Here is a 13,655-nt window from a genome sequence, read left to right as displayed (position 1 = left end):
GTTGATATTGAATTTGAGTTATACGAAGGAGAAGCTATGAACGCCGTAACGATAAGGCACATACTAGATACGATAGCGGAGATGTTTCCCGACGCGCATTGCGAGCTTAACCATCGCAATCCATTCGAGCTAACCATCGCCGTTCTCTTGTCGGCGCAATGCACGGACGAGACCGTAAATAAAGTAACGGTTGGATTATTCGATAAATACCGCACGCCGCAAGACTATTTGAACGTTCCGCTCGAAGAGCTCGAGAACGATATTCGTCGAATCGGTTTGTTCCGCAATAAAGCCGCGAATATTCAAAAGTTATGCAAGCTGGTTATCGACAAGCACGACGGAGAGATTCCGCCTAATTACGAGGAACTCGTGGAGCTGCCGGGAGTCGGCAGGAAGACGGCCAATGTCGTCATGTCCAATGCTTTCGGCGTGCCGGCCATCGCGGTCGATACGCATGTGGAACGGGTATCCAAACGACTTGGCATCGCGAAAGCCGACGATTCCGTCTTAGAGGTCGAGAAGAAGCTGATGCGCAAGGTCCCTCGCGACGAGTGGACGTTAACGCATCATAGGCTAATATTCTTTGGTCGATATCATTGCAAGGCGCAAAATCCCAAATGCGATGTTTGTCCGATTCTGGAGCATTGCAAAGAAGGCAAATCCCGCATGAAAGCGGCATTGAAGAAAAGGAGCGTTTCATCTTGAGTCGCATTGGCATAACTGCTCCAAACCTTAACTCGGTATCCTCCGATTCCATTATCGAATTTTGCGAATCCCTTGAAAGAATGGCCGTTAGAACGGCCGAGCAAGGAGATGCCGTTCAAGCCGAGAAATTCGGCGAGCTTTCCGAGAAGCTTCGTTTAGGCCGTCTCACCGTTGCGTTCTGCGGCCATTTCTCGGCCGGTAAATCCACGCTCGTGAACGCGATCTGCGGTGCGACGCTGCTTCCCGCCTCGCCGATACCGACAAGCGCCAACGTCGTTACGGTCGTGAACGGGGAGCCGTCGGCGGAAACCGTATTTCGCGATTCTTCCGGAACTTTGCATCCTGCTCGACGCATTCCAGTGGAGCAGCTTCACTCCTTTGCCGTCGACGGGGAAGGCGTAACCTCCATTCAGGTGTCTTATCCGATTCCGTTGCTCGGCGATCGGATGGCCATAGTAGATACGCCTGGCGTTGATTCCACCGATAACGCCCATCGCGCCGCTACGGAATCCGCCCTCCATTTGGCTGACGTCGTTTTCTACGTGACGGATTATAACCACGTCCAATCGGAAGTGAATTTCCGTTTTCTTCGCGGGATGGCCAAGTGGGGGAAACCGACTTACGTTATCGTAAACCAGATCGACAAGCACAGGGAAGATCAAATCTCTTTCGCCGCGTTCCGCGACAGCTTGGAGCAAGCGCTGGGCAACTGGGATATCCGGCCCGCGGCTACGTTATTCCTATCTTTGAGAGAGCGGAATCACCCGTTGTCCCAATGGGATTCGTTGCTCCAGTTATTACGGGATCTTCAACCTTTGGCAACGCCGTTAATGCTAGGAAGCGCTGAGCGTTCCGCGATTCATTTAGCGGAACAATTTAAAGAAGCTTTGCACGTCCAGCATAGTAGTCGAAGAGACGATCTGCTGCTCGAGCTTGGGGATAACGGGGACGAAAGTCAGCTTCAAGCGGCTAGAATCTCTCTTGAAACGAGTCTGAACGATATCGTTACGGCCGGCGATAAACGCAGGCAACGCGTCAGAGTCGAAACGGATAAACTGCTGAATAACGCGAACCTGACTCCCGCGGAAACGCGCGAGAGAGCCAAGGAAGCCTTGGAAGCCCTGCAACCGGGATTCAAAGCCGGCTGGTTAGCTAGCTCGTCCAAAACCGAAGCCGAGAGGGCCGGCAGGCTCGAGAGATTTGCCGTCGACTTTAATCGTCAGGTCAGCGCGCACGTAACTGGGCATCTAAAAGATATTCTACGTAAAGAAGCGCAGCAATCCGGCTTGGAAGGAGAGGCGCTCGAGCAGTCCTTGGAAAGCAGCTTCCCGTCCGTCACGACGGATTGGCTTAAGGGAATGGTGAAGTCCGGAGCCGGAACCGACGGTCAAGCGATTCTGCATTACTCGGCGGAGATAAGCACGGAGCTGAAATCGATCTACCGCAAAGCGGCGATGAACTGGATCGAGCAATTGCTACGAACGGATCAGCCGGATTTTGATTCGCAAGCGCAGTTACTTCGCGATCAATTAAACCAATTGGCTGCGAGGGAACAAAAGTCCAACGAATTGTCGAAGCTGGAAGCGGAGGAGCGCGAAGAGGAGCAACGTTTGATCGCGTTGCTGCCTAGCGTTGAAACGACTCTCTCTCTCGAATTGCCTGTTCCCATGCCTTTATTCATTGATTCGCTCCTTATCGAACCGATATTAGACGGAATGAGCAAGCAAACATCCGGTTCATCCATTGAACGCATCAATGTGAAACAAGAACAGCGTGAAGAGGAGGAAGAGACGCCTGGACGCCTCGGGGCGCCGCGAGGAGCTTCGGAGATGCTTGAGCGCTCTTCGGTATTGCTCTCGAAGGTTCCGGCATTACGCGCGATCGCAGACGGCTTGCAAGCGAAGGCGGAGCGATTCAAGAACCGCAGCTTCACGATCGCTTTGTTCGGAGCATTCAGCGCGGGCAAGTCGTCGTTCGCCAATGCGCTCGTCGGCAGATCCGTGCTACCCGTATCGCCTAACCCGACGACGGCGACTATTAACCGCATCGTTGCACCTTATGGGGATTTCAAGGACGGCACGGCGCTCGTCGCGATGAAATCGGCGGAAGGCTTCGCCGAGGACGTTCGGCACTCCTTAAGAAGAATAGGCATAAGCAAGGAGAAGATAGCGGAAGCCGGATCGGACATCCCGAGGCTGCTTGCGCTTAAAGATCCCGTTTCCGCTAGCGAATTACATCCTCGCGGAAGACCGCATCTGGCTTTTCTGACGGCCGCGGCCAGAGGATGGATGAAATACGGGGCGCTCCTCGGACAGAAGCTTACCGTTGAGGAAGAGGAGTACCGAACTTATGCGGCCGAGGAGCAGGCTTCTTGCTTCGTCGCGGAGATCGACCTGTTCGTCGATTCCCCGATTACGCGCAGCGGAGCCGTCCTCGTCGATACCCCCGGAGCGGATTCGATCAACGCCCGGCACACGGGAGTCGCGTTCGAATATATCAAGAACGCCGATGCGGTCTTGTTCGTCACTTATTACAATCATGCGTTCACCGAAGCGGATCGCGAATTCCTCAATCAGCTCGGAAGCGTAAAGGACGTCTTCGAGCTCGACAAAATGTTTTTCATCATCAACGCGGCAGATCTCGCTTCATCGGATGCGGAACTCGAAGACGTGCGGGAGCACGTCAGCAAGCAGTTGCTCAAGCATGGCATTCGCAAGCCGAGATTGTTCGCGGTCTCAAGCTTGCAGGGCTTGCAGGCAAAACGGACCCGCGACCTTGATACGCTTCGTTCCTCGGGGATCGCCCCGTTCGAGGCGGCATTCCGGGCTTTCTCGGAGGAAGAGCTTGGAGGTTTGGCACTGGCTTCTGCGAACAAAGAGCTTGACCGCGTCGATAAGCTGTTGGTTAGTTGGATTCAATCCGCGAACGCGGATGCGGCCACGAGGGAGGCAAAGGCTCAGCGCTTGCTCGAACAGTCTCGGGTCTGGTCCGGCGAGAGCCAAGACATCGTTCCATCCGCTACGGTCGAGCCTCTCCAGCAGGAAATCGGGGAGCAGCTGTACCATTTGCGCCAGAGGCTTAAGTTTAGATTCAAGGAGCATTTCCAGTCGGCATTCCATCCTTCAGTTCTGCAGGACGACGGACGCGATCTAAAGAAATTGCTGCAAGCCTGCGGAGAAGATCTTAAACGATCTTTAGGCGAAGATCTGTTGCAGGAGCTCAGGGCGGCGGGGCTCCGCTTGGAGAATACGATTCAGTCCATGGCGGATAAGGCATTGAATTCGTTAACGGGTTTGTCCGAAATGGAGCGCGAAGGCTTCATTCCTGAGCCCGCGGAACGCATTGTCCTCGAGCTTCCTTTGCCTGAGCCGTTCTCGAACGGACCGATCTTCGAGACTAAGCAGCTCTGGAACGCTTTTCGATCGCCGAAGCATTTTTTCGAGAAGGAAGGATCGCTGTCTCTCAGGGAAAGTCTTAATGAAAGTTTATTCGACGCGATCGACGGCGAGTTTAACGGCTTGCGTCGGTTATGGGATCTAACAGCGGAGGCGTCTCTGCTTCAAGCGATTAAAGTCACCTCGAAATCTTGGTCGGAACAGCTCGCCGATTTCGCTTCAAGCATGAGCCAAACGTTGCGCGAGCCCGGAGAAGAGCGTTTATTAGCGGATTTGCAAGAGCAGTGGCGGAAAATCAGGCAATAACATTCAAAACGGGCTTTTTTCCATCATCTACCGGATGGAAGAAGGCCTTTTCTTTTATTGTCTAATGTTTGCTCGCGCAAACGTGCCAAATAGGGGATATAAGGTACGATAAGCGACGATATCGGAGATATTCGTTGCATGTGTCGTGCTCAAAGCCATAGCTTCCATGGGAAGGTCGAATAGGACCGCATAGCGCTGTTGCCGAGGGATAGCGGTTGAGCTAAACTGCCGTAGAAAGCAGTGAGGGGAGGACCATTTTTGGATATTTTTCGGGCATTGAAATCGTATTATTGGCAAGACAAAGGCTTTCTATGGGGGTCCGTAGTCGGACTGGCGATCGCAACCGCGCTTGGATTGGTTTACCCTCTGCTGCTGAGGACGCTAATCGACGACATGATCATTCCAAGCGAATATTCGGGGGTTCTAGGTTTGTCTCTCGCGGCGGTAGGCATTATCTTCGTCAAAGCCGGTTTTCAGTACGTTCACGGATTTAGCGGGGGCAGACTTGGCAACAGATTGGCATATCGGTTGCGCAACGGCTGTTACGAGAAGCTGCAGCAATTATCGTTCTCCTATTACGACACGGCAAGAACGGGAGATCTCATGTCGAGGTTGACCGCCGATATCGAGGGAATTCGGAACTTTATCGGGTTCGGATTCGCCCAACTGCTTAACACGGCATTTCTGCTTCTATTCGGATTCACGATGATGTTTTTTATCGATTGGAAGCTTACATTGATGATTCTCGCTATTATTCCGGTTCTTGGTTTCGTTGCCATCCGTTTCGAGCAGAACATCCATCCGGTTTTCCGTTCGATTCGTTCCGCTGTCGGTCGCTTAACCGTCAGGGTGCAAGAGAACATTACGGGAGTCAGAACGGTTAAATCCTTTGCCCGCGAGCCCTTCGAAATCAACAAGTTCGTGAAGGAAAACACGGATTACCGCGACAATCACTTGCAATTGGCGGGCGTTTGGGCAAAATATTTTCCGATGATCGAGTTTATCGCCAACTTAAGCGTTGCGGCGTTACTGCTCGTCGGAGGCTGGAGAGTTATCGACAACACGCTCACGCTTGGCGATCTCGTCGCCTTGACGGGAATGCTCGGTTTGATCGTAGCGCCGCTCTGGACGTTGGGCTTCCAAATCAATAACTATACGCAATCCAAAGCATCGGGAGAGCGACTGCTTGAATTGCTCAATCAACCGATTGCCGTTAAAAATAATTCCAAAGCGCTCGTGCTGGATAACAACGAAGTAAAAGGACATATCCGATACGAAGATGTCAGCTTCCGGTATACGAACCGGGACGATCTTCCTTCCGCATTGTTGGGTTTCAATCTGAACGCTCCGGCAGGTTCGGTCATCGGCTTCTTGGGCGGCACGGGCTCCGGCAAATCGACTGCGGTCGGATTGCTGCTTAGAACTTACGACGTCGGCGAAGGTTCGTTGACGCTGGACGGCATCGACGTTCGTCATATCGAGCTCGCAAGCTTGAGGAGTCAGACCGCGATCGTTTTCCAGGAGTCGTTCCTGTTCTCGACCACGATTAAAGAGAATATCAGCTACGGCTTCCCGAACGCGACGAGCGAAGAAATCGAAGAAGCTGCAAGACTGGCGCAAGCGGAAGGATTTATTCGCGAGCTTCCATTAGGCTACGATACGATCGTCGGCGAACGGGGCATGGGGCTCTCGGGAGGCCAGAAGCAACGGATCGCGATCGCGCGAGCTCTGCTAAGCAAACCTAAAATCCTCATATTGGACGATGCGACCAGCGCGTTGGATATGGAAACGGAGCACGAGATTCAAATGGCGATTCGCCAAGTCATGGCGGGACGAACGGTATTCATGATCGCGCATCGGATCTCGACTCTTCGACGCGCCGACGAGATCGTCGTTCTGGAGCGAGGCCACACGATCCAACGCGGAACGCATGACAAGCTCGTGCGGCAACCTGGCTTGTACCGCGAGACATACCGCATACAATACGCCGACAGGCCAGAGGAATTGGACGCGCAGGTCGATGCGTCAACCAAGGCATCGGAAAGGCGGGTGACGGGATGAGCCGCCAATTCGTATATCAGGACGATGAGTTGATCGAGAAGCCGTTCAACTGGAAACAGATCGGAAGATTGTTCGCTTTCGCAAAGCCTTATCAAACCTCGATTACCCGCGTCGTGTTCGTCATGACGGTATTCGGAATGATGTCGCGCTTGGCGATACCGTTTCTTATGAGCATGGCGATCGACCGGGCCATTCATCCGGAAGACGGCAAAGGCAGCGTATCGCTTTTGGTTACGTTGGTAGTCATAATGTTAGCCATGTATGGTATGCGTTGGTGGGCTCAAAGGTACACGATACAGCAGACGAACGAGATCGGGCAGAAGGTTATTTTCGACTTGAGGGCGGCACTGTTCAAGCATATTCAATCGTTGTCCTTCCGCTTTTTCGATAAGCGTCCCGCGGGCTCCGTGCTCGTCCGTGTGACGAATGACGTCAACTCCCTGCAGGATATGTTCACCAACGGAGTCATTAACTCCGCGATCGATATCGTGCAGTTGGTCGGAATCACGATCATCCTGCTGGTGATGGAGCCTAAGCTGGGAATCGCGATTATGATCACGGTTCCGGTCATGTTCCTCGTATCGTCCGCATTGCGTAAAAAAATACGGATGGCTTGGCAGGTCGTGCGCATCAAACAATCCAGAATCAACGCGCATCTGAACGAGAGCATTCAAGGCATTCGGGTTACGCAAGCTTTCGCGCAGGAGAAGGAGAACATCGGATTCTTCGACAGAATGAATACGAGCAATATCCGTTCGTGGAACTTGGCATCCGCGCTGAATCAATTGTTCGGTCCCGTAATCGAGATTACTTCCGCCATCGGCACGCTAATCCTGTTGTTATACGGAACTTATTTGATCCAATCCGGCGTGATGACCGTCGGCGTGCTAGTTGCCTTCATTACTTACGTGGGCAGCTTCTGGGAGCCGATTACTCGACTAGGCAACATGTACTCCCAATTGCTGATCTCCATGTCCTCGGCGGAACGCATATTCGAGTTCATGGATGAGAAGCCTGCCGTTCCCGAGAAGGAGAAAGCCGGCAAATTGCCCGAGCTTCGCGGCGACGTTCGACTGGAGAACGTGACCTTCGGATACGAGAAGGATCGTCCGGCCCTGAAAGGGATAGATCTCGACATCAAGGCGGGATTGTCCGTAGCGCTCGTAGGTCATACCGGATCGGGGAAAAGCACGATCGTGAACTTGCTCTGCCGGTTCTACGACACGGTAGAGGGAAGAGTACTGCTGGACGGTATCGACGTGCGCGACGTGACGATCGAGAGTCTGCGTTCTCAGATCGGAATCGTCTTGCAGGATACGTTTATCTTCTCCGGTTCGATTCGCGATAACATCCGCTACGGACGTCCCGGCGCATCCGATGCGGACGTAGAAGCCGCAGCTCGTTCGGTGAGGGCGCACGATTTCATAGCGGACCTTCCGAACGGCTACGACACGGAAGTAGAGGAGAGAGGCAACGCGCTTTCCGTAGGTCAGAGGCAGCTGCTGTCCTTTGCCAGGGCGCTGCTAGCCAATCCGAGAATCCTCGTTCTGGATGAAGCGACGGCCAGCATCGACACCGAGACGGAATTGCGCATTCAAGAGGCGCTCGCGACGTTGCTGCAAGGACGTACCTCGTTCATCGTTGCCCATCGATTATCCACCATACGTCACGCCGATCGCATCGTCGTTCTGGATCACGGGGAAATCGTGGACCAAGGCAATCACGAGGAGCTCATGAAGCGTCCGGGGCATTATCGTAATTTGGTCGATGCTCAGTATCGGTTCTTGTCCGCTTGATTCGTCGGAAAGGTAGCTCAGTTTGGATACAGTAGGGATGAAAACCGTTCTATTGGCGCGAAAAGCGTTGATCGGACGGTTTTCACGTTTTTTATGCATTCTCATTTTCTTCTCTTTGTCGATATCCCTTAGGCTCAGAAAGAAGTCTTACTCTTTAAGAGGCGTAGCCGCCGCTCTAATTCCGTCGAAAGTACCTCCATCGCCGATTTAAAGCGGCCTAGCCGCTCTAATTCCGCCGAAATCACCTCAGCCGTCGATTTAAAGCCGCGCAGCCGCTCTAATTCCGTCGAAAGTACCTCCATCGTCGATTTAAAGTCGCGCCGCCGCTCTAATTCCGCCGAAATCACCTCCATCGTCGATTTAAAGCCGCGCAGCCGCTCTAAATCCGCCAAAGCAGCGTCGGCTCGCCCAATTTACAGATAGGCAGCCGCTCCAAAGACAGTCGACCCACGCTTTTCGCTGCCCGGATTTGAAAATTGTCGTCAGAACCGTTATCGTGGAAAACAGAGGAAATTCGACGATTCGGTTGGAATCGTCTTAGATAGGGGAGATATCGTGAACTCGTCATCCTGGTTGTGGAGAATATTAGGCTGGACTGCTCTGATTTGCCTGCTAGTCCTATTAACGGGTTTCGGTTGGGCGCTTAAAGATACTTGGTTTCCCAACGTAGGCCAGACTTTGCCGGAGAAGTCCGCTCCCGAAACCGCGACGGGAGGAGATTGGAGCGGGAAGAAGGAGCTGTTCGTCACTTCGATCGGAGATTCGTTAACGAAAGGGACTGGCGATGCGACAGGGGAAGGTTACGTTACGAGGGTCGTCGACAGCCTGGCGAAGCAAATGGACAAGCCCGTTCATCTGGTCAATAACTTGGCCGTCAACGGATTAAAGGCGCATGAATTGGCGACGGAATTGGGCCAAGTCGGCTATCGAAACGCGATCGGCAAAGCCGACATCGTTCTGATGACGATAGGCGGCAACGATTTGTTCCAGATCGCCCAGGACGGCGGTTCGCTTATAGAAGGCGGTGATTTGTCTCCCGAGCTGCTATTGGAGCAGTTACCGGAAACGGAGCCGCGGCTCGAAACGGTGTTCCGTAAAGTGAGAGAGCTCAACCCGACGGCGCGGATCATCTATGTCGGATTATATAATGCCTTCTACGATTTACCCGAGATGAGACCTGCAAGCGAGGTCGTCGCGAAATGGAACGATTTCGCTTACGGGCTGGCGAAAGCGGACGGCAACGCGACGGTCGTTCCCACTTATGATTTATTTGAATTCAGCATCAACCGATACCTTTCTTCGGATCATTTTCACCCGAATGCCGATGGATACGCGAGAATATCAGACAGAATCGTTCAAGCGCTTCAATAACCCCGATAACCTTGATGAAGGAGGAGTCAGAAGATGAACTCGACCGCGAAAGAAAGAGAAATCGTCCTGTCGGTTCAAGGGCTTCAAAAATCGATCGGCCGTAAGCCGATTATCCATAAAGTTTCTTTCGACGTGTACGCTGGGGAAATATTCGGTTTTCTGGGCCCGAACGGTTCCGGTAAAACGACGACGATCCGCATGCTCGTCGATCTGATCAAGCCGACCGCGGGAAAAATTATCGTTTGCGGAGAAGATATAGGTACCCATCCGGAAAGAGCGCTGGCGCATATCGGTTGCATCGTGGAAAATCCGGAAATGTACACCTTTATGACGGGGTGGGAAAATCTCGAGCACTTCGCTCGCATGCAATCGGGCATCACGCGCACGAGAATTACGGAGGTCGTGGATATCGTCGGACTCGACCAGAGAATTAACGACAAAGTGAAAACTTACTCGCTGGGAATGCGGCAACGATTGGGCATCGCGCAGGCTTTACTAGGGAACCCCAAGCTGCTCATCCTCGACGAGCCGACGAACGGCCTCGATCCGAAGGGGATCAAAGAATTGCGCGAGTTTATTCGCAACCTGGCCGAGAGCGGCATGAGCTTGTTTATTTCCAGCCATCTCCTGAGCGAAATTCAGCTGATGTGCGACAGGGTTGCTATTATCGCGCACGGGGATGTCATCGCCGTCGGCGAAGTAGACGAGCTCGTATCGCAAGCCGGCACCTATACGATCTGGCAGGCGGATCGTCCCGAAGCCGCTCGGGAAATGTTCAAGGATCAGCCGGACGTTCAACTGATTGCGGACGAGCAGCATCAAATCGACGAAGGTTTGCTTAATACGCTTCACGAGCCGATTATCACGATCATGGACGAGAGCCGAATAACGGATTGGGTGAACCGTCTCGTTGCGGCCGGTATCGGCCTTCATTCCGTTCAACGCGTGGCGCCGTCGCTGGAAGAGCTATTCCTGAAGCTTACGGAGGGCGAGAAAATTGGCTAATATGTTGGCATTAATCCACAATGAGACATTGAAGGTATGGAAAAAGAAGCGATTCGCCGTTATCGTGCTCATTCTGATGATCCTCATCCCCGTATTCGTGTACGCGCAGATGAAGATTTCCCAAAGTACGACCGAGAAGTTCCACTCGGACTGGCGATCCGAGCTGCAAAGCAGGATTACGGACAATACGAACGCCCTGAGCAGCGACAGAATTCCGGAAGAATGGAAAAAGTGGCGTCGCGCGCTCGTACAGCAGCTACAATATTATTTGGATCACGATATCAATCCTCAGACGCCGAACGCCGTAACTTTTACGCGTACGTTCATGGATAATTCGGTTACATTGTTTATTCCGCTTATGGTTCTGGCGATCGCTTCGGATCTCGTTTCTTCGGAACGGTCAACGGGAACAATTAAAATGCTATTGACCCGTCCCGTACGCAGGTGGCGCATTCTCATGTCGAAATTGGTTACACTCACGTTATACGTTTCGCTGATCGTTATTACGACGGCGCTACTATGCTATCTCGTTTCCGGTCTGGTATTCGGTTACGGAGGATGGGGGGAGCCCGTATTCGTCGGGTTTCAAGTCCAGGGAGCCGACGTGAATACGAACGGAGTGCACGCGGTGACCCAGGGGGTTTACTTGCTTATGCAGTCGGGGCTGATCTGGGTTTCAGCCATGGTCGTATCCATTATCGCATTAATGATATCGGTGCTCGTCCGAAGCACGGCGGCTAGCTTCGTGACTATGATGGCGACCATTATCGCCGGAACGATTCTCGCAAACATGGCATCCTCGTGGAAAAGCGCCAAATATTTATTTAACGTCAATTTGGATATATCTTCTTATTTACGAGGGACGCCGCCTCCGATCGAAGGAATGACGCTAGGTTTTTCCTTGGCTATATTAGCCATTTGGGGGGCTGCGGCGTTGATCGTTTCATTCACCGTCTTTACGAAGCAAGACATATTGAATTAAAATGAACGTTAGTGCGTCTGCAAGTGCATTCGCAAGAGATGAGCAAGGGGGTCCACTCGTGACCGAACAAATAGATATTTTCACTGAAAACGCGGCTTTGGCGGGCAGTGAATATGGCGCGGACGATATTCAAATCCTTGAAGGCTTAACCGCGGTTCGCAAAAGACCGGGTATGTACATCGGCAGCACGACGGCTTCCGGACTTCATCATTTGTTATGGGAAATCGTAGATAATGCCGTGGACGAGCATTTGGCGAAGTTCTGTTCCCGGATCGACGTTACCGTTCATCAGGACAATTCGTTAACGGTTTTGGATAACGGGAGAGGCATACCTACGGGTATGCATAAGAGCGGCATACCGACTCCGGTCGTCGTATACACGATCCTGCATGCGGGTGGAAAGTTCGGCGGCGGAGGTTACAAGAAATCCGGAGGTTTGCACGGAGTCGGCGCATCGGTTACCAACGCGCTGTCCGAGTGGCTTGAAGTGGAAATTTACCGCGACGGCAAAATACATAAGCAGCGATTCGAAACTTGGGTCGACGCGAGTGGCTTGGAGCACGTCGGAGAGCCGGTCGGCGGACTGCAAGTTCTTGGAAACACGAATAGAACGGGTACGAAGGTAACTTTCAAGCCCGATCCGAAGGTTTTCCATGGCCACGTCAGCATGAATTACGATACGTTGTCGGAAAGGCTTCAAGAGATCGCGTTTCTCAATTCCGGGCTTAAGGTAAACATTAAGGACGAGCGAAGCGGCAAAGCGGATACCTTCCATTACGAAGGCGGAGCGCGTCAATTCGTGCAATTCTTAAACGAGGAGAAATCGGTCCTTCACGACGTCATCCACTTCACGGCGGAGAAGGACGATATCGAGGTCGAGGTCGCGTTGCAATACAACGACGGATACACGGAGACGTTGGCATCTTTCGTTAACTCCATTCCGACTCGCGGCGGCGGCACGCACGAGACGGGATTCAAGACGGCGTATACCCGAGTCTTGAACGAATACGCCCGCAAGACGGCACAGCTCAAGGAGAAGGAAAAGAACCTCGAGGGAAACGATCTTCGCGAGGGCTTGATGGCCGTAATCAATATCAAGATGTCCGAGGTGGAATTCGTCGGCCAGACGAAGGACCAGCTCGGCAGCGCATCGGCTCGCAGCGCGGTAGACGCGATCGTCACGGATAAGATGACGGTATTCCTGGAGGAGAATCCTCAGGTCGGTCAGCTGCTAATTCGTAAATCCATTCAAGCTTCGAGAGCGCGCGAAGCCGCCCGCAAGGCGCGGGAAGAAATCCGTAGCGGCAAGAAACGGAGCGAGAGCCCTAGCCTCGGCGGTAAGTTGTCTCCGGCGCAATCCAAGGACAGCTCGCGCAACGAGTTGTTTATCGTGGAAGGAGATTCGGCCGGAGGCTCTGCTAAGCAAGGGCGAGACTCCAAATATCAAGCGATACTGCCGCTTAAGGGCAAGCCGATGAATCCCGAGAAGTCGAAGCTGGCCGATATTCTGAAGAACGACGAATACAAGGCGATCATCGCGGCGATCGGCGCGGGAATAGGCTCGGAATTCGACGTCGAAGAGTGCAACTATTCGAAAATCATCATCATGACGGACGCGGATACGGACGGAGCCCACATTCAGGTGCTGCTGCTGACGTTCTTCTACCGTTACATGAAACCGTTGATCGATGCCGGCAAAGTGTTCATCGCCCAGCCGCCTCTCTACAAGCTGACGAGAAAATCCGGCAAGCTCGAGACCGTGCGTTATGCTTGGACGGACGACCAACTGAACAATTACATGAAGGAAATCGGCAAAGGCGCCGAGCTTCAACGATATAAAGGACTAGGCGAGATGAATCCGGATCAACTGTGGGAAACGACGATGAATTATGAGACTCGTACGTTCCTTCAGGTACAGATCGAGGATGCCGCCAAAGCCGAACGCCGGGTATCTACGCTCATGGGCGATAAAGTCGACCCGCGCAAGCGTTGGATTATAGAGAACGTGGATTTTACGGATTACGTTGAGTAAAG

At 52.9% G+C, this 13,655-nt stretch carries 9 protein-coding genes; 8 read left to right on the top strand and 1 reads right to left on the bottom strand.

Translation table 11 applies throughout. The annotated features are described in order from the left end of the window. The first annotated feature begins 36 nt into the window (after positions 1 to 36). The 4 genes from nth to DFP95_RS13125 all read left to right on the top strand — a co-directional run bounded on the left by nth (position 37) and on the right by DFP95_RS13125 (position 8,263). Entirely contained in the window at positions 37 to 705 is a 669-nt protein-coding gene (nth, locus tag DFP95_RS13140; protein ID WP_115993089.1) for an endonuclease III, read from the top strand. Next, entirely contained in the window at positions 702 to 4,406 is a 3,705-nt protein-coding gene (locus DFP95_RS13135; RefSeq protein WP_181907389.1) for a dynamin family protein, read from the top strand. Before nth ends, DFP95_RS13135 begins: the two co-directional genes overlap by 4 nt. A 258-nt stretch (positions 4,407 to 4,664) precedes the next feature. Further along, entirely contained in the window at positions 4,665 to 6,467 is a 1,803-nt protein-coding gene (locus DFP95_RS13130) for an ABC transporter ATP-binding protein (RefSeq protein WP_115993087.1), read from the top strand. Further along, positions 6,464 to 8,263 (top strand): ABC transporter ATP-binding protein, encoded by a 1,800-nt coding sequence (locus DFP95_RS13125; RefSeq protein ID WP_115993086.1) that lies wholly within the window; start codon positions 6,464 to 6,466, stop codon positions 8,261 to 8,263. The genes DFP95_RS13130 and DFP95_RS13125 overlap by 4 nt, the downstream gene beginning before the upstream one ends. 134 nt (positions 8,264 to 8,397) lie before the next feature. Here the strand turns inward: DFP95_RS13125 and DFP95_RS13120 are convergent, their stop codons facing one another. After that, positions 8,398 to 8,655: a hypothetical protein gene (locus DFP95_RS13120; RefSeq protein WP_115993085.1), complete on the bottom strand. Its 258-nt coding sequence runs from the start codon at positions 8,653 to 8,655 to the stop codon at positions 8,398 to 8,400. 163 nt (positions 8,656 to 8,818) lie between these two features. On the opposite strand from DFP95_RS13120, the gene DFP95_RS13115 reads away from it, so the two are divergent. The 4 genes from DFP95_RS13115 to parE are packed head-to-tail and all read left to right on the top strand — an operon-like array spanning position 8,819 to position 13,653. Continuing rightward, entirely contained in the window at positions 8,819 to 9,634 is an 816-nt protein-coding gene (locus DFP95_RS13115; RefSeq protein WP_245987634.1) for a GDSL-type esterase/lipase family protein, read from the top strand. Between the two features lie 33 nt (positions 9,635 to 9,667). Then, entirely contained in the window at positions 9,668 to 10,639 is a 972-nt protein-coding gene (locus tag DFP95_RS13110) for an ABC transporter ATP-binding protein (RefSeq protein ID WP_115993083.1), read from the top strand. Further along, complete coding sequence (locus DFP95_RS13105) at positions 10,632 to 11,621, top strand: ABC transporter permease (protein ID WP_115993082.1); 990 nt, start codon at positions 10,632 to 10,634, stop codon at positions 11,619 to 11,621. Before DFP95_RS13110 ends, DFP95_RS13105 begins: the two co-directional genes overlap by 8 nt. 58 nt (positions 11,622 to 11,679) lie before the next feature. Further along, positions 11,680 to 13,653, top strand: a complete 1,974-nt coding sequence (parE, locus tag DFP95_RS13100) for a DNA topoisomerase IV subunit B (protein WP_115993081.1) — start codon at positions 11,680 to 11,682, stop codon at positions 13,651 to 13,653. The last annotated feature ends 2 nt before the right edge of the window (positions 13,654 to 13,655 follow it).

Source organism: Cohnella lupini (assembly GCF_003386205.1).
GTDB classification, from domain to species: domain Bacteria; phylum Bacillota; class Bacilli; order Paenibacillales; family Paenibacillaceae; genus Cohnella; species Cohnella lupini.
The sequence above is the reverse complement of the archived record's forward strand: the minus strand, read 5'-3'. Positions and strand labels throughout refer to the sequence as shown.

Bases quoted from the DNA above. Each gene is read 5' to 3' on its own strand.
- nth (WP_115993089.1), top strand. From the start codon at position 37: ATGAACGCCGTAACGATAAGGCACATACTAGATACGATAGCGGAGATG.
- DFP95_RS13125 (WP_115993086.1), top strand. From the start codon at position 6,464: ATGAGCCGCCAATTCGTATATCAGGACGATGAGTTGATCGAGAAGCCG.
- DFP95_RS13110 (WP_115993083.1), top strand. From the start codon at position 9,668: ATGAACTCGACCGCGAAAGAAAGAGAAATCGTCCTGTCGGTTCAAGGG.